Raw genomic sequence first — 16,490 nt, forward strand, 5'->3', positions numbered from 1 at the left:
CGCCGGCTGCAAGATCGGTGAGGAAATAACGATGGGATTGCTCAAAACCGCTGATTTCCGGACGGAAATTCTCTCACAAGCGCTCCTGCGAAAAATTCTGTTCGCGATATTTCGCCCGGCAACAGCTACTGCGGCTTGAGGATCGCGGCTCCCGTCGTCAGCCGGCCTTCGAGGTCGGCATGCGCTTTCGCTGCGTCTTTCAAGGCGTAGGCGCGGTTGATCGGAACGTGGAGCGTTCCGTTGATGACGGCGGCGAACAGCGTATCGGCGCCTTCAAGCAACTCTCTGCGCGTCGCCACATAGTCGTTCAGTTTCGGCCGCGTCGCGAACAGCGACCCGTGATTGTTGAGTTCGGTCAGCGCGAACGGCGGCACCGGCCCGGAGGCGTTGCCGAAGCTGACGAACAGGCCGCGCGGCCGCAGGCAGGACAGCGAGCCTGGAAACGTGGTCTTGCCGACGCCGTCATAGACCACGTCGCATAACTCGTTGCGGCTGATCTGCTTCACGCGCGCGACGAAATCCTCTTCCTTGTAAAGGATGACGTGATCGCAGCCGTTGGCCCGCGCGAGATCCGCCTTGGCTTGCGATCCGACCGTGCCGATGACGTTCGCGCCGAGCGCCTTCGCCCACTGACACGCCAGCAGACCGATCCCGCCGGCTGCCGCGTGGATCAGCACGCGATGACCGTGCTCGACCTTGAAGGTCTTGTGCAGGAGATACCACACCGTCAGGCCCTTGAGCATGAGCACCGCGCCCTGCTCGTAGGTGATGTGGTCCGGCAGCTTCACCAGCCTGTCGGCCGGAATGTTTCGCTCGGTCGCGTAACCGCCGAGATTGAAATAGTAAGCGACGCGGTCGCCGGGATGGAAGTCGGTGACACCAGGCCCGACCGCCACGACTTCACCGGCGGCCTCGTTGCCGACGACGAACGGTTTGGCCGGCGCCTTGTAGAGGCCGGTGCGATAATAGACGTCGATGAAGTTCAGCCCGACGGCATGTTGCAGGATGCGAACTTCGCCCTGCCCCGGCGCGGCGACATCCACGGTCTCGTAAACCAGCGCCTCGGGACCGCCCACATGATGAACGCGCACCGCCTTGGCCATCGCTCCTCTCCTGCCGCCCCTGCGCTATGGAGAGCGAAAGGCATTGAGCCTGCGTTGTCAACACAACCGCTGAAAAAACTCAGCGGCCAGCCCTGGAGCGGTTGCGCCTGGCGAGCACGTTGAACAGTTCGACCGCCGCCGAGAACGCCATCGCAAAGTAGATATAAGCGCGCGGGATATGGAAATGGAATCCGTCTGCGACGAGCGCGACCCCGATCAGAACAAGAAACGTCAGAGCCAGCATCTTGGTCGTCGGATGCTCGGCGACGAACCGCGCTACCGGTCCCGACGATACATACATGACGAAACATGCGATGATGACGGCGGCGATCATGATCTCGAGATCCTTGGCCATGCCGATCGCCGTGATGATGGAATCGAGCGAAAATACCAGATCGATGACGATGATCTGCACGATGATCCAGAAAAACGCGCTCGATTTCGAAACTTTCCCTTCCTCCGGTTCGCGCGCTTCAACCTCGCCGTGAATCTCGTGCGTCGCCTTGGCGATCAGGAACAGGCCGCCGCCGATCAGGATCACGTCGCGCCAGGAAAACGCGAATTCCTTCACCGTGAAAACCGGCGTTGTCAGGCCGATCAGCCAGACCAGAATGCTCAGCAGAAGGATGCGGAAAATCAGCGCCAGCGCCAGTCCGATCTGGCGCGCCCGCTTCGCTTGCGGTGGCGGGATACGCGACACGATCACCGACAGGAAAATGACGTTGTCGATGCCCAGCACGATCTCAAGGACCGTCAGCGTCAACAGCGCGGCCCATGCTTCCGGGCTGGTCAGCAGTTCGATCATCGGTTTTCTGGCCTCAGGACACGGATCACGGCATCGCCGCAGACAACGTAAAGCGCAATGGCGCAGAGCACGGCGGTGACCGGCGTCGCCACATTGAAATTCTTCGCGATGGTCATGATCGCCAGCACAGTCCATACGGCGATCAGCGACAGATTGAGACCGCGCAACCGCTTCACCCGCACAGGGTGCAACACCTTGACGGGCACGAATGTCAAAACGATGAGCGATGCGATGGCCAGCGTTGATATCACCGGGGATGGATGCAGCAGGAACAGGTAGAATGCGGCTGCATTCCACAGCGCCGGAAAGCCGCGAAAGTGATTGTCATCCGTCTTCATCCGGCGGTCGGCGAAATAAAGCGCACCGCTGATGACGATACCCACGCCCAGCAACGGCGCTGCGATCGGCAGCAGCAGCCCGCTCGCAACAACGGCATAGGCGGGAACGAACACGTAGGTCACAAAATCGACCACGAGGTCCAGCACCTCGCCCGACCAGTTCGGCTGCGCGGCCTCGACGTTCAGCCGCCGCGCGATCGGTCCGTCCAGGCCATCGATCACGAGCGCGAGACCAAGCCAGGCGAACATCGCCGCCCAGTGCTCCCGCACCGCCTCAAGCAGCGCCAACAGCGCGATGCCGCTGCCCGCCGCCGTAAAAACATGAACGCAGAACGCAGCGGCTCGCGACGTTCGGGGTCCGGGTGGCGGGTCCTGCCGGCTCGACTGGCTCATTGGCCATCTTGCTATCAGGAATCGTACCGGTTTGCATAACGATCGTTGCGGCGTTACGCCGCTCAAACGAGCGGGAACATGATCAGTCGCTGACAATGTTCGCCGGCGGGCTTGAAAATGCGGCTGCGAATGTTGATTGTCTGCATATGAACGAGAGTGCGAAACCGGGTACTATTTACGACGTCGCCGTGGTCGGCGGCGGGCCCGCCGGCCTGGCGGCGGCGATCGCGCTATCCGATGCCGGCGCCCGCACGGTGCTGGTCGCCCGCCACATCGCCTACGGGGATAACCGGACAACTGCGCTGCTTGGCGGCTCCGTCGATCTGCTGCGGCAGCTTGACGTATGGCCCCGCTGCGAGGCCGATGCGGCGGCTCTCCGCGTCATGCGGCTCGTCGACGATACCGGACGCCTTATCCGTGCTCCCGAGGTGCGGTTTTCATCCGACGAAATCGGACTTGATGCCTTCGGCTACAATATCGAAAACCGCGCGCTGATGGCCGCCATGGAAGCGCGAGCCGCGGAAGCCGGCAACCTCACGCGGATCGACGGCGAGGCGGAGCATGTGGCGCCGGGCGATGCCGCGGTCACCATCACGACGCGGCAGGGAGAGACATTGACCGCCCATCTCGTCGTCGGAGCCGACGGACGTCAGTCGCTTTGCCGCGAAGCCGCCGGCATCAACGTGACGCGCCGCGCGCTCGATCAGGCTGCATTGACGTTCAATGTGGCCCATGCCCGGCCGCACAAAAATACCTCGACCGAATTTCACACGCCGCACGGCCCCTGCGTTTTTGTGCCGTTGCCGGGAGACCGCTCCAGCGTCGTATGGGTCGCCTCCCCGCAGGAGGCCGCACGCCTCAAGGGGCTCAGCGACGACGACCTGGCCGAAACCGCCGAAAGGCAATTACATTCGATCCTGGGACGGCTCCGCGTCGAACCGGGCCGGAATCTGTTTCCGCTCGCGATCGAGCGGCCGGCGCGCTTTGCAAGCAACCGCGTCGTGCTGGTCGGCGAAGCCGCCCATGTTCTGCCGCCGATCGGCGCGCAAGGCCTGAACATGGGCCTGCGCGATGCTGCTGACATCGCGGACGTTGTCCGCGGCGCTCTCGCATCGGGCGAGGATCCCGGCTCACCTCGCACCCTCGCGCGTTTCGAAACGGCGCGGCGCAGCGACGTGCTGAGTCGGACATGGGCGATCGACTTCGCCAACCGGTCGCTGCTGAGCGAGTTCCTGCCAATTCAGACCGCGCGCGCGCTCGGACTGCACCTGATCAGCGGGATTGGCCCGCTCCGGCGTCTTGCCATGCGCGAGGGCCTCGCCCCGTCATGGCGGAAACCTCCCCACACGGAAACGCGATCCAGCCGGTCTTGAACCGCGGCCGATCGTCCCGGAGGATTGGCGACCCGGCGCGGTCCGGTCCGCTGACCCGAACCGAGGCTTGATTGATCAGCTTGCCTCTAGCTTCGGCCGCAATCCTGGTCTATTCGACGAGAATGGGAAAAGCGCGCACCGCCAGGTTCCAGATCGGCCAGATTGTTCGCCACCGGATTTTTTCGTTCCGCGGCGTGATTTTCGACATCGATCCGGTCTTTAACAATACCGAGGAATGGTGGCTCTCGATCCCGGAAAATGTCCGGCCGCACAAGGACCAGCCGTTCTACCATCTGCTCGCCGAAAACGCGGATTCCGAATACGTGGCTTACGTGTCCGAGGAGAACCTTGTGCCTGACGACTCCGGTGAGCCAATCCGGCATTCGCAGGTGGCCGAGATTTTCATCAAGGACAAATCCGGCGGCTATCGCCCGCGTAACCCGTCGCTCAACTGAAGCTATAGCGTTTTCAAGCGAAGTGGCTACCGGTTCGCGTCAAGAAAACGCGTCAAATCAAAAACACGGAGCTCCGCTTCCATCAGACGCGGAAGGGCTCTAAGCTTTTCATCCGTTACGGATCGACAAAAAAGGCGCTCCATCGAGCGCCTTTTCCGGTTGCCTTCTTGAAGAGTTAGAGTCTGTTTCAACTACGCTGAATCAGACTCGTCGTTTATCTTTTTGTTTGAGCATGATCTTTTTCCGAAAACCGGCTTCCGCTTTTCGGGATCATGCTCATTGCTTGGCGGCAGGGGCTGAGCCCGCATTCTGCTGGGTGGCTTCGAGCTTCGCGCGCGCTTCGGCAGCCCGTTTTTGCAGCTCCTCCTGCAACTTCTTCTGGGTCTCCTCGAAGACCTTCGGATCGGTCGGCGGACCGTCATAGGCCTTGGCGAATTCAGCCAGCGGCAGCGGCAGCGTCAGCGGCGCGCCGTTGGAATTGATCGCCTGGACGATCAGGTTCTGCCCCTTCTTGAGATGCGCGAGCATTTCCGGCGTCAGTTCGTAATCGGACATGCAGCCATTGGCGAAGCAGATCACGTAAGGGCTCTGCTGCGGCGGATTACTGTCGATGATGATGCGCGTGCCGTGGACGAGCTGCATGCCGAGCGGCAGCGTAACGCGAAGGATCTTCTTCGGCTCGCCTTCGGGCTCGATAATGACCGCTGCAATCACCGGCTGGCCGGATTCGATCCGACCGTCCTTGCCGGTGAAGCAGACCTGCTTGGCCTTCGCGTCCTGACCCTTCAGGCAGAATTTGGTCCATGGCGCATAGATCAGTTGGACCTGTTGTTCGGCCGGGGCTGCGGCCGGAGCAGCCTGGGCTGCCTTTGGCGGAGCGGCCGTCTTGCCTTTGGCGGCGGGAGCAGTCTGGGCGAGCGCGTCAGGTACAAAAGGTACAGCCGCCAGCGTCACCGCGGCCAACAGGGCGAGAGCCCGTTCGCGCGGCCGGGCCGTCGCAGCCAAGAGACGAAAATTCATTGCGGAAAACCCTTTCTGAACGATGGCGCCCGAACGCTGCGACGCAGGCACCGACACCTCGACCGTTGGCGGCTGTCTCTTAGCGAAATGAGGCGGTTACGTGACAGATGGCCCTATCACGTTCAATTGCCCGCGTTCAATACAGTGACGGTCGAAAACAGCAATGGTAACAGATGTTTTTGGTCTTTTCCGCGCCCGGCAACGGCTGTGGTAAGATTCGGCTGTGCGCCAGGCCGAATCAAACCGCAGCCTACGACTGAAACCGACGTCGCGCCGCCGTGACCTGATCTGGCTTTGCCTCAGCTTCATGGTCGCCTCTGGCGTCCTGGGATGGTCCGAGAGCGTTCCGGCAAGTCCAAGCTACGCCATCGCGATGCACGGCAAACCGGCGTTGCCGGCCGATTTCAACCACATGCCCTACGCCAATCCGGACGCACCCAGGGGCGGCCGGCTGGTGCAGGGCATTTCGGGCAGCTTCGACAGCCTCAACCCCTTCATCGTCAAAGGCGTCGCCGTCCAGCAAATACGCGGATTCGTGGTCGAGAGCCTGATGGCGAGAGGCAACGACGAGCCCTTCACGCTTTACGGCCTCCTGGCGGACAGCATCGATACGGACGAGGCCCGAACCTACGCCACCTTCCACCTCAACCCGCTGGCGCGTTTTTCCGACGGGCGGCCCGTGCTTGCCGAAGACGTGCTGTTTTCCTGGCAACTCCTGCGCGACAGAGGACGCCCCAATCATCGCCAGTATTATTCGAAGGTGGCGAAGGCCGAGGCGCTCGACGAGCGCACGGTGCGGTTCGATTTCGGCGGAACTGGAGATCGCGAACTGCCGCTGATTCTCGGCCTGATGCCGATCTTGCCGAAACACGCGATCGACGCCGCGACGTTCGAGCAGACCTCGATGACAGCGCCTCTGGGTTCCGGGCCGTATCGCGTCACCGCGGTGAAGCCCGGAGCGAGTGTCACCCTGACGCACAATCCGGACTATTGGGGACGCGCCCTTCCGGTCAATCGCGGCTTGTGGAACTTCGACGCGATCAGGCTCGACTTCTATCGCGACGCCAATAGTCAGTTCGAAGCTTTCAAGCGCGGGCTGTACGATTTCCGCGTCGAGACCGAACCGCTGCGCTGGCATGACGGCTACGATTTTCCCGCCGCCCGCAACGGTCACCTCATTCGCGAAGCCATCAAGACCGGCCTGCCCGCGCCGTCGGAATATCTGGTCTTCAATACGCGACGCCCAATGTTTTCGGATATCCGCGTCCGCGAAGCGCTGACGCTGCTGTTCGATTTCGAGTGGATCAACCGCAACTATTTCTTCGGGCTCTACAGCCGCGCCGGCGGCTTCTTCGCGGGATCGGAACTGTCAGCCTATGCGCGCCCCGCCGACGAACAGGAACGTTCGCTGCTGAAGCCGTTCGGGTCGGCCGTGCGGCAGGATATTCTCGACGGCAGCTATCGTCTGCCGGTGACGGACGGTTCGGGTCGCGACCGCACGGCGCTGCGTGCCGCCCTCGCGCTGCTGTCGCAAGCCGGTTACGAGCTTGACGGGTCGGTTTTGCGTCACCGCCCGACGGGGGTGCCCCTCGCCTTCGAGATTCTGGTGACGACGCGCGACCAGGAACGAATCGCCCTCACCTATGCGCGCGATCTCAAGCGGGCCGGGATCGAGGTGACCGTGCGCTCGGTCGATGCGGTCCAGTTCGACCAGCGGCGGCTCGCTTTCGATTTCGACATGATCCAGAACCGCTGGGATCAATCGCTGTCGCCGGGCAATGAGCAGTCCTTCTACTGGGGCAGCGAGGCTGCCGACATCCAGGGAACGCGAAACTACATGGGCGTGAAGAATCCGGCGGTCGACGCCATGATCGCCGCCCTGCTCGAGGCGAAAAGCCGGCCCGACTTCGTGGATGCGGTTCGCGCGCTCGACCGGGCCCTGATGTCCGGCTTCTACGTAATTCCGGTCTACAACGTTCAAGAGCAATGGATTGCACGCTGGAATCGGATAGAACGACCGGAAGCGACCGCGTTGACCGGATACCTCCCCGAAACATGGTGGCAAAGGCCGCCGAAGCCGAGCCAGTGACGCCGTGCTCCAGAACAACATATCGCCCACGCTGGACGAACTGTTCGGCCGCATCCTCGCCCGGCAGCCGGATCAACCGGCGCTGATCGACCCGCCCGACAAGTTGCGGGTGACTGGACAGCCGCCGCGGCGCCTGACCTTCGCGCAGGCCGACCGGGCCGTCTCGGCGCTGGCGGGCCATTTTATCGAAGCCGGCCTGCCGCCCAATTCGGTGATCGCGGTTCAACTGCCCAACACCGTCGAACTGGCACTGACCGTGCTCGCCGCTTTTCGTGCCGGCCTGATCGTCGCGCTGCTGCCCCAGCTTTGGCGACAGGCCGAACTGACCGTGGCGCTCAACCGCACCGGCGCGCGCGCGATCGTTGCCATGGGTCGTATCGACGGCGTCGATCATGCCGATCTCGCGATGAACGCGGCTGCCGAAGCCTTCTCCATACGCCATGTCTGCGGCTTCGGCAGCGATCTGCCGGAAGGCATGATTCCGCTGGATGTGGTTGCCAGCGACTTGAACGCTGACAGCTTTCGGCTCGCGGTCCAGGATTCGCGTCGTCCCGCGGTGGTGACATTCGAAGCCTCGGGCTCGGGCTTCCTCGCCGTGCCGCGAACCCATGTCAACCTGATCGCCGCCGGCCTCGCAATATTCCTCGAGAGCGGATTGCCTCAGGGAGCCACCATCCTCTCGGCCCTCGCGCCGTCGTCATTCGCCGGGCTGGCCTCCTCGTTCGTGATGTGGCTGCTCAGCGGCGGCACGCTGGCGATGCATCATCCCTTCGACGAAACCATGATGATGCAGCAGATCGAGACCGAACGTTGCGAAACGCTGATTGCGCCAGCCCCGCTGGCATTGCGGATGGCGGAAGCCGACGTTCTGTCATCGGCGCAAAGCCTGCGTCACGTCGTCGGCCTGTGGCGGACTCCGGAGCAGGTTGGCTCAAGCGCGCTCTGGCCTCAAAACGGAATCCGGATGACGGATGTTTATCTGTTCGGCGAAGCCGGCCTTTTCGGTATCCGGCGCGCCGACGACGGATCGGCCGCTCCGGTTATGCCTGGGCCTTATCGAGCCCCGCCCGAAGTCCCCGCGTCATCGACGGCCGGCGAGATCATTTTGACCCCCAAGGGGACGCTTGGGCTAAGGGGTCCCATGGTGCCGGTTGCGGCTTACGCCGTCACGGACCGGCCGGTCGATCCCCTAGCCGCGCTCGCTCCGCCGGACTATGTCGATACCGGCTATGCCGCGCGGATCGATCGGGCCACGGGCGGAATCGCCATAACGGCCCCGCCCTCCGGCGTTCTCGCCGTCGGCGGCTACCGGTTTCTTGCCGATGACCTGCAGGAATGGGCGCGGCGGCTCGGTTCGAATGCGATGCTGACGGCTCTTCCCGACCGCCTGAGCGGCCATCGCCTCGCCGGACGCACCGACGACAATGCACGCGCCCGCGAGGCGCTTGCCGAACTCGGGTTGAACCCCCTGATGGTGGAGGCCTTTCGCGATCGATCGGTTCCGGGCTGATCGAAATCAGTTCCATCCATTGACGCGGCATTAAGGACGGCAAACTAGGCTCGGGCGCGCCGGCGCGTGTTCGAGTTTGGTAAGAATGTCCCATCAAGGCCCGCTCATCGTTGTTTCCTCCGGGAGCCGCCAGCCGCTCGCTACCTCCCTGTCCTGCCTAAACATCCTTCCCGTTGTTGAGACCGATTGGCTAGAGGTTTCGAGCGCGGTTGCCAGGCTTCATCCAGCGGCGGTGTTCGTCGCCACGACAGAAGGCTGCGGCACGGCTTTCGATGATCTGGCGACCCAGGTTGCTGCAATGCAGCCCTACGTTCCGCTGATCGTCGCCGATTCCATCATGCCATGGCCGCACAACGCACTGCCGTACTCGTCCGCAAGCGGCGGGCTCGACCGGCTTGGCGCGCGTCTCAACGCCGCGCTTCGCGTGCGAACCTTGCACGCGACCGTGCTGCGGCGGCTCGCAAGCAATCCGGCTGCACCGATACGCCAGCCGGACGATGACCCGATCCATGACGCGACCGTTCTCCTGATCGGGCGCGGCGCCACCTACCCCGCGCTATCTGTTGTTTTTGGCGAACAAGTCGGCGTGGTCGGCGCGCTCAGCATCGAGGCGGCTGCGAAGCATCTCAACGCGCGCAGCCTGGACGGCATCGTTATCGGAGAAGGGTTCACCGGGCGCGTCGTCGAGGCGCTTCTCACCGTGATGGCGGAAGACGCCCGCTTTCGCAATCTGCCGATTGCCGTCACCGCCGGCAATCTCGCGGCGGCCTTTGATCTTCCCAACCTCGAACGGATGTCAGGAGAACCGGCTCATATCGCAAGCACATTCCTGCCGCTGGTTCGGCAACACGCCTTCGAGGCGCGCCTCTGTCGCACGCTGAAATCGCTCGATGCGGGTGGCCTGCTGGATCCACGAACCGGCCTGCTCACCGTGGATGCTTTTCATCGCGAACTCGACACGGCGATCGTTCAGACAAAATCCGACGGAGGGCGGCTGTCAGTTGCGCGGTTCTCGCTCGATCAAAAGCTGGATCGCCAGCTCTTGGATGCGGCGCGTATTCTCAGCCGGCTGATGCGGCGGATGGATTTCGGCACGCTCGAAGATGACGGGTCGATCATCGTGGTTTTCTCGGACGCTGATCCACGTAACGCCCACATGATCGCACGGCGGCTTTCGAGCGTGATGAAGCATACGGCGCACAGCAGCAAACGAGCCCTGCGGCTCGATCCTCATGTCGCCTTGACCGCGTCCCAGCCCCACGACTCCGCACAATCGCTTCTCGCCCGATTGAACGACGCGGCGCATCGCGCAGCGTCGTAATAGCGTCACGCCGCTTTGCGGTCTGCCGCGAGATTGGCGAGTTGGCGCATGATTTCGGTGGTGCCTGTCAGGCGTTCCTCCGGAGTTTCCCAGTTCTGGAAGAACACCACCTTCATATCGGGACGAACCCTCGCCGCCTGCCCGTGCTGGCGGATGAAATAGACCAGCCGATCGGGTTGCGCGAACTTGTTGTCGCGGAAGGAAATCACGGCCCCCTTCGGCCCGGTGTCCACCTTCTCGACATTGGCGCGACGGCAATAGGCCTTGATCGCGGCGACCTTGAACAGGTAGCGGACTTCATCCGGCAGCGGGCCGAACCGGTCACGCAATTCTGCTGCGAAATTGTCGATCTCGTCATCGGTGTCGAGGTCGGCCAGCCGGCGATACAGCGACAGCCTCACCGCGAGATCGGCGACGTAGTCTTCCGGAATCAGGACCGGCATGCCGATGGTGATCTGCGGCGACCACCGCTCGTCGTCGGCAGATTCCGTCATACCGGTTTTCAGGTTCTGGATCGCCTCTTCCAACATCGATTGGTAGAGTTCGAACCCGACTTCCTTGATGTGGCCCGATTGCTCCTCGCCAAGCAGGTTTCCGGCCCCGCGAATGTCGAGGTCGTGCGATGCAAGCTGGAAGCCTGCTCCGAGCGTTTCAAGCGATTGCAGAACCTTGAGGCGGCGTTCGGCCTGCGCCGTGATCTTGTGCGTCGAGGGCAGCGTGAACAGCGCGTAGGCGCGCAGCTTCGAACGGCCGACGCGACCGCGCAACTGGTAAAGTTGCGCCAGTCCGAACATGTCAGCGCGATGCACGATCAAAGTATTGGCGGACGGAATGTCGAGACCCGACTCCACGATGGTGGTGGAGAGCAGCACATCATACTTGCCGTCGTAAAAGGCCGACATGATGTCCTCGATCACCGTCGGCGGCATCTGCCCGTGGGCGACGGCGACCTTCATCTCCGGCACGTGCTTGTCGAGGAACTCCTTGACCTCGGCCAGATCGTCGATGCGCGGCACCACATAGAAAGCCTGGCCGCCGCGATAGCGTTCGCGCAGCAGCGCCTCGCGGATCATCAAGGGATCGTGCGGCGCCACGAAGGTTCGCACCGCGAGCCGATCGACCGGCGGCGAAGCAATGATCGAGAGATCGCGCACGCCGGTCAGCGCCAGTTGCAGGGTGCGCGGAATCGGGGTCGCGCTCAGCGTCAGCACGTGGACCTGCGCGCGCAACTGCTTCAGCCGCTCCTTGTGGCTGACGCCGAAGTGCTGTTCCTCGTCCACGACGAGAAGTCCGAGATCCCTGAACTTGATCGACTTGCCGAGCAGCGCGTGGGTGCCCACGACGATATCGACCGAGCCATCGGCAAGTCCCTTCTTGACCTGCGTCAGCTCCTTCGGCGACACCAGCCGCGACGCCTGCGCGACGTTTACCGGAAAACCGCGGAACCGCTCGGTGAATGTTTTGGCATGCTGGCGCGCCAGCAACGTCGTCGGCACCACGACGGCGACCTGCTTGCCATCCAGCGCGACGGCGAAGGCCGCCCGCAACGCCACCTCGGTCTTGCCGAAACCGACGTCGCCGCATACCAGCCGATCCATCGGCCGGCCACTTTCCAGGTCTTTCAGCGACGCTTCGATCGCACTGAGTTGATCCTCGGTTTCCTCGTAGGGGAAGCGCGCGCAGAACTCATCATAAAGACCGGATTGCACCGGCAGCTTCGGCGCTTCATGCAATTGCCGCGCCGCTGCAACCTTGATCAACTCGCCGGCAATCTCCCGAATGCGATTTTTCAGCTTGGCCTTGCGGGCCTGCCAGCCACCACCGCCGAGACGATCAAGTTCGACATTGGCCTGATCGGACCCGTAGCGCGACAACAGTTCGATGTTCTCGACCGGCAGGAACAGCTTGGTCTCGTTGGCGTAGCGCAGTTCAAGGCAATCATGCGGTGCGCCGCTCACCTCGAGCGTCTGCAAACCGGTAAAACGCCCGATGCCGTGCTCGACGTGGACGACGAGATCGCCGGCCGCGAGGCTGGTCGCTTCCGAGATGAAATTTTCAAGCTTGCGGCTCGCCTTGCGCGGTCGCACCAGACGATCGCCAAGAATGTCCTGTTCGCTGATAACGGCAACGGTCTCGGTCTCGAACCCCGACTCCATGCCGACGACCGCGAGCATCACTTCATTGCGCGGCGTGGCCTGAACCGTGCGCCACACATTGACGCTCGTCAGGTTGAGCAGCTTGTGGTCCCGCAGCATGCTCGCCATGCGATCGCGCGAACCCTCGCTCCACAACGCAACGACGACTTTCTTCCGCGCGGCCTGCAACGCCTGAATGTGGGATACGACGGATTCGAAAACGTTGACGGTGGCGTCCGCCCGCTCGGGCGCGAAATTCCGCCCCTGCCGCGCGCCGGCATCGATGACATCGACGGCCTCGTCGGGCACCGCAAAAGGCGTCAGCCGCACCAGCACGTTTTCACTGATGCGCTTCGTCCATTCGTCCGGCGTCAGATAAAGCCGGTCGGGCGGAAGCGGCTTGTAGATCGCACCGCCGCCGGAATGCTCGACGGCCTCGCGCCGCGCCTCGTAGTAGTCCGCGATCTGCTTGAAACGCTCGTTCGCTGCGTCCTCGCCCTGCGGCTCAACGGCGATGGTCGCGCCATCGAGATAATCGAATAGCGTGTCCATGCGTTCGTGAAACAACGGCAGCCAGTGCTCCATGCCGGGATACCGCCGTCCCTCGCTGACGGCCTCGTACAGCAGGTCGTCCGGTGCGGGCGCCCCGAACGCGGCCACATATCCCATCCGGAAGCGCCGGATGGTTTCGGTGACGAACTGGAATTCTGAAATCGGGACCAAATCGAGCGAACGCACATCGAGCAGCGTGCGCTGGGTTTCAGCGTCGAACGAGCGGATCGACTCCAGGGAGTCGCCGAAGAAATCGAACCGGACGGGCTGGTCGAGACTGGACGGAAACAGATCGAGGATGCCGCCACGCACGGCGTATTCGCCGGGCTCGCGAACCGTCGAGGAGCGGTTGTAGCCGTTGTGCTCCAGCCATGCGACGATCGAGTCCATCGGCACCACGTGGCCCGGCGCGACCGACAGGGCCTGAGACGCGACGATCTCGCGCGCGGGCACGCGTTGCACAATGGCGTTGACGGTCGTGAGCAGGATCAGAGGCGCCTCGCTGCCGGCCAGACGGGACAGCCGCGCCAGCGTCGTGAGCCGCTGGGCAAGGACGCCGCCGTGCGGCGAGACCCGATCGTAGGGCTGGCAGTCCCATGCCGGAAACTGCATCACTGAAATATCGGGCGCGAAGAATTCCAGCGCGCGCGCCAGTTGCTGCATGCGCGGACCATCGCGGCAGACAACGGCGAGGCTCACGGCCGAAGCCTGCCGTCCTGCCTTGGCCTTGATGGCGCGAGCGAGATCGGAGGCGACAAGCCCCTCCGCGCCTTCCGCGACGTTGGCAAGCGTCAGCGGGCGGCCGGGCGAGAGCGAGTCCGCGGGTGATCGTGCAGTCGTCTTCATGCGTCCGGCCCTGGTGGAGAAAACGACCTGATGCGATCGAACAGAGCCGTGCGGTATTGGGGAGCCAGTGGAGCGCCGCCGCTCAACGCGGCGTACAGGTCGGGGTCCGGGACCTCGATCAGGCTCTCGAAATCGATCAACTCCGCATCGGTGAGCGAGCCGATTTCCGCATCGGCAAATCGGCCGAGGATCAGGTCCATCTCGCGCATGCCGCGATGCCAGCAGCGGAACAAGAGCCGTTTGCGGCGGTCGTCAAGGCCGCCGCTCGATCGTGTCGATCCCGTCATCAATCCCATCCGAACGCCGAAAGCCCGGACGAGCCGGGCCGGCATCATATAGCGCTGGCGAATGGGGATGTCAGCACCCGTTCGCGCATTGCATAATCCGAAAATTGCATTCAAGGATTCCAGCGTACCGGACCCACCTCGCCATCCGTCGAGTCGCGCGATGCGCCCTGCACTGCTCAATCCTCTCTTTGCATCGGTGACCAGCCTGCCGGGCGTGGGCCCGAAGCAGGACAAGCTGTTCCGGTATCTGCTGGGGCGTGACCAAACCCCGCGCCTGATCGATCTGCTGCTTCACCTGCCCGCAAGCGTCATCGATCGCAGGGCGCGACCCAAAATCCGCGATGCCGTTCCCGGCACCGTGGTGACGCTGGAAGTGACAGTCGACCGGCATCGCCCCGCGCCGCCCGGACGCTCGCGCGCACCTCATCTGGTCTACGCCGGGGACGAGACCGGAAACGTCGTGCTGACCTACTTCCGCGCCCAACCGGGCTACGTCGAAAAGCTGCTTCCCGTTGGAGCCCGGCGCTACGTGTCAGGCACCGCTCAGATGTTCGACGGCACCTTGCAGATCGTTCATCCCGACCGCGTTGTCGATGAAGCGGGACTGGCAAAGCTCTCCGGCATCGACCCGGTCTATCCTCTCACCGAGGGCCTAGCGCTGGGTACGTTGCGGCGCGCGATCGCGATGGCCCTGCAAAAGCTCCCTGCGCTGCCGGAATGGATCAGCCCGGAGATCCTGCGCCGCTGCAACTTCCCGCCGATGGCGGAAGCGCTGCATCGGGTTCACGTTCCCTCGGAATTGACCGATATCCTGCCGGAAGGTCCGTTCTGGTCACGCCTCGCCTTCGACGAGTTGCTTGCGGGCCAGCTTGCGCTTGCGCTGGTGCGGGCGCGGCTTCGACGGCCGGCCGGAAGCCGGCACGCCGGCGACGGGCGCCTGCGCAGCAGGATCATCGACGCGCTGCCCTATGCCCTGACCGCATCCCAACAGCAGGCGGCCGCCGCGATCAGCGACGACCTGCGGCAACCGGTGCGGATGCTGCGGCTGCTTCAGGGCGATGTCGGCTCGGGCAAGACAGTCGTCGCCCTGCTCGCCGCCGCCGCGGTGGCCGAAGCCGGCAAGCAGACCGCGCTGATGGCGCCGACCGAGATCCTCGCGCGCCAGCATATCAAGACCATCGCGCCGCTGGCCGAACAGGCGGGCTTGCGCGTCGCGATCCTGACCGGGCGCGAGAAAGGCAAGGAGCGGCGCGAGATTACTGCGCGCCTTGCCGACGGCGACATCGACCTGCTCGTCGGCACCCACGCGCTGATTCAGGACGATGTCGCGTTCAAGGCGTTGGCGCTTGCGGTCGTCGACGAACAGCATCGTTTCGGCGTGCGCGAGCGCCTTGCCTTGACCGCCAAGGGCGAGGCCGTGGATGTGCTGGTTTTGAGCGCGACACCGATTCCGCGCACGCTGGTTCTGACCTATTTCGGCGACATGGACGTCTCCGAACTGCGCGAGAAGCCCGCCGGCCGGCAGCCGATCGATACCCGCGCCATCCCCGACAGCCGGCTGGACGAGGTGATCGACGCGGTCGGCCGTGCCGTGAAGGCCGGAAAGCTGGTTTACTGGATATGCCCGCTGGTCGAGGAATCCGAAACCGTGAACCTCACCGATGCCGAACAACGATTTGACAGCCTTAAAACGCGCTTCGGCGGCAAGGTCGGTCTCGTCCATGGCAAGATGCGCGGGTCTGAGAAAGACCGCGTGATGGCGCAGTTCGCGGCGGCCGAAATCAATCTGCTGGTCGCGACAACGGTGGTCGAGGTCGGCGTTGACGTTCCGGCGGCGACCATCATGGTCATCGAGAACGCCGAGCGTTTCGGCCTTGCGCAACTCCACCAGCTCCGAGGACGGATCGGCCGCGGCTCCGAGTCTTCAACCTGCCTGCTGCTCTACCGCGAGCCATTGGGCGAGATGTCCGATGCACGGCTGCGGGTGATCCGGGAAACCACCGATGGCTTCCGCATCGCCGAAGAAGATCTGAAGCTGCGCGGTGAAGGCGACGTGCTCGGCACTCGCCAAAGCGGCCTGCCCGGCTATCGCATTGCGCGCTCCGATGTTCACGCGCAGCTCATCGCGCAGGCCCGCGACGAAGCCCTGCGCATCATGAAGCAGAACCCGAAGCTGTCCGGCGCGCAGGGTGAAGCCTTGCGATGCCTGCTGTATCTGTTCGAGCGCGACGAGGCCCTGCCCCTGATCGGTGCAGGCTGAACG

General features: G+C 63.5%; 12 protein-coding genes. 6 read left to right on the top strand and 6 right to left on the bottom strand.

Annotation, left to right across the window (positions count from 1 at the left end):
* Nucleotides 1-125: 125 nt before the first annotated feature.
* From BGO16_RS10245 to pcsA, 3 genes are all read right to left on the bottom strand, one after another.
* The gene (locus BGO16_RS10245; RefSeq protein WP_292618588.1) at nucleotides 126-1,103 is read right to left on the bottom strand and encodes a quinone oxidoreductase; all 978 of its coding nucleotides are present in this window, start codon (nucleotides 1,101-1,103) and stop codon (nucleotides 126-128) included.
* 79 nt (nucleotides 1,104-1,182) lie between these two features.
* A complete protein-coding gene (locus BGO16_RS10250; protein WP_292618589.1) occupies nucleotides 1,183-1,908 on the bottom strand; it encodes a TerC family protein in 726 nt (241 codons plus the stop codon).
* Nucleotides 1,905-2,639, bottom strand: coding sequence for a phosphatidylcholine synthase (gene pcsA, locus BGO16_RS10255; RefSeq protein ID WP_292618590.1), 735 nt, complete (start codon nucleotides 2,637-2,639; stop codon nucleotides 1,905-1,907). The genes BGO16_RS10250 and pcsA overlap by 4 nt, the downstream gene beginning before the upstream one ends.
* Nucleotides 2,640-2,785: 146 nt before the next feature.
* Between pcsA and BGO16_RS10260 the strand changes: the two genes are divergently transcribed.
* Both BGO16_RS10260 and hspQ read left to right on the top strand, forming a co-directional pair.
* On the top strand, nucleotides 2,786-4,012 hold the full coding sequence (locus BGO16_RS10260; protein WP_292618591.1) for a UbiH/UbiF family hydroxylase: 1,227 nt from the start codon (nucleotides 2,786-2,788) through the stop codon (nucleotides 4,010-4,012).
* Between the two features lie 122 nt (nucleotides 4,013-4,134).
* On the top strand, nucleotides 4,135-4,467 hold the full coding sequence (gene hspQ, locus BGO16_RS10265) for a heat shock protein HspQ (RefSeq protein ID WP_292618592.1): 333 nt from the start codon (nucleotides 4,135-4,137) through the stop codon (nucleotides 4,465-4,467).
* Nucleotides 4,468-4,743: 276 nt separating this feature from the next.
* On the opposite strand, the gene BGO16_RS10270 is transcribed toward hspQ, so the two are convergent.
* Nucleotides 4,744-5,487, bottom strand: a complete 744-nt coding sequence (locus BGO16_RS10270) for an invasion associated locus B family protein (protein ID WP_292618594.1) — start codon at nucleotides 5,485-5,487, stop codon at nucleotides 4,744-4,746.
* Between the two features lie 307 nt (nucleotides 5,488-5,794).
* Between BGO16_RS10270 and BGO16_RS10275 the strand changes: the two genes are divergently transcribed.
* The 3 genes from BGO16_RS10275 to BGO16_RS10285 all read left to right on the top strand — a co-directional run bounded on the left by BGO16_RS10275 (nucleotide 5,795) and on the right by BGO16_RS10285 (nucleotide 10,407).
* Nucleotides 5,795-7,576 carry an extracellular solute-binding protein gene (locus BGO16_RS10275; RefSeq protein WP_292618625.1) on the top strand — a complete coding sequence of 594 codons (1,782 nt, stop codon included), beginning with the start codon at nucleotides 5,795-5,797 and terminating at the stop codon, nucleotides 7,574-7,576.
* A gap of 4 nt (nucleotides 7,577-7,580) precedes the next feature.
* Nucleotides 7,581-9,086: a class I adenylate-forming enzyme family protein gene (locus tag BGO16_RS10280; protein WP_292618595.1), complete on the top strand. Its 1,506-nt coding sequence runs from the start codon at nucleotides 7,581-7,583 to the stop codon at nucleotides 9,084-9,086.
* Between the two features lie 85 nt (nucleotides 9,087-9,171).
* Entirely contained in the window at nucleotides 9,172-10,407 is a 1,236-nt protein-coding gene (locus BGO16_RS10285; protein WP_292618596.1) for a GGDEF domain-containing protein, read from the top strand.
* Nucleotides 10,408-10,412: 5 nt separating this feature from the next.
* Here BGO16_RS10285 and mfd read toward each other — a convergent pair whose 3' ends face one another.
* Both mfd and BGO16_RS10295 read right to left on the bottom strand, forming a co-directional pair.
* Nucleotides 10,413-13,940, bottom strand: a complete 3,528-nt coding sequence (mfd, locus tag BGO16_RS10290) for a transcription-repair coupling factor (RefSeq protein ID WP_292618597.1) — start codon at nucleotides 13,938-13,940, stop codon at nucleotides 10,413-10,415.
* The gene (locus BGO16_RS10295) at nucleotides 13,937-14,227 is read right to left on the bottom strand and encodes a succinate dehydrogenase assembly factor 2 (protein WP_292618598.1); all 291 of its coding nucleotides are present in this window, start codon (nucleotides 14,225-14,227) and stop codon (nucleotides 13,937-13,939) included. The genes mfd and BGO16_RS10295 overlap by 4 nt, the downstream gene beginning before the upstream one ends.
* 160 nt (nucleotides 14,228-14,387) lie before the next feature.
* Here BGO16_RS10295 and recG point away from each other — a divergent pair, with 160 nt between their 5' ends.
* Nucleotides 14,388-16,487 carry an ATP-dependent DNA helicase RecG gene (gene recG, locus BGO16_RS10300; protein WP_292618599.1) on the top strand — a complete coding sequence of 700 codons (2,100 nt, stop codon included), beginning with the start codon at nucleotides 14,388-14,390 and terminating at the stop codon, nucleotides 16,485-16,487.
* Nucleotides 16,488-16,490: the final 3 nt, after the last annotated feature.

This window comes from Nitrobacter sp. 62-23 (assembly GCF_001897285.1).
Lineage (GTDB): Bacteria > Pseudomonadota > Alphaproteobacteria > Rhizobiales > Xanthobacteraceae > Nitrobacter.

Coding starts and splice junctions, on each gene's coding strand:
- mfd (WP_292618597.1), bottom strand. CDS start 13,940: ATGAAGACGACTGCACGATCACCCGCGGACTCGCTCTCGCCCGGCCGC.
- BGO16_RS10250 (WP_292618589.1), bottom strand. CDS start 1,908: ATGATCGAACTGCTGACCAGCCCGGAAGCATGGGCCGCGCTGTTGACG.
- BGO16_RS10285 (WP_292618596.1), top strand. CDS start 9,172: ATGTCCCATCAAGGCCCGCTCATCGTTGTTTCCTCCGGGAGCCGCCAG.
- BGO16_RS10260 (WP_292618591.1), top strand. CDS start 2,786: ATGAACGAGAGTGCGAAACCGGGTACTATTTACGACGTCGCCGTGGTC.
- pcsA (WP_292618590.1), bottom strand. CDS start 2,639: ATGAGCCAGTCGAGCCGGCAGGACCCGCCACCCGGACCCCGAACGTCG.
- hspQ (WP_292618592.1), top strand. CDS start 4,135: ATGGGAAAAGCGCGCACCGCCAGGTTCCAGATCGGCCAGATTGTTCGC.
- BGO16_RS10245 (WP_292618588.1), bottom strand. CDS start 1,103: ATGGCCAAGGCGGTGCGCGTTCATCATGTGGGCGGTCCCGAGGCGCTG.
- BGO16_RS10275 (WP_292618625.1), top strand. CDS start 5,795: ATGGTCGCCTCTGGCGTCCTGGGATGGTCCGAGAGCGTTCCGGCAAGT.
- BGO16_RS10295 (WP_292618598.1), bottom strand. CDS start 14,227: ATGACGGGATCGACACGATCGAGCGGCGGCCTTGACGACCGCCGCAAA.
- recG (WP_292618599.1), top strand. CDS start 14,388: ATGCGCCCTGCACTGCTCAATCCTCTCTTTGCATCGGTGACCAGCCTG.
- BGO16_RS10270 (WP_292618594.1), bottom strand. CDS start 5,487: ATGAATTTTCGTCTCTTGGCTGCGACGGCCCGGCCGCGCGAACGGGCT.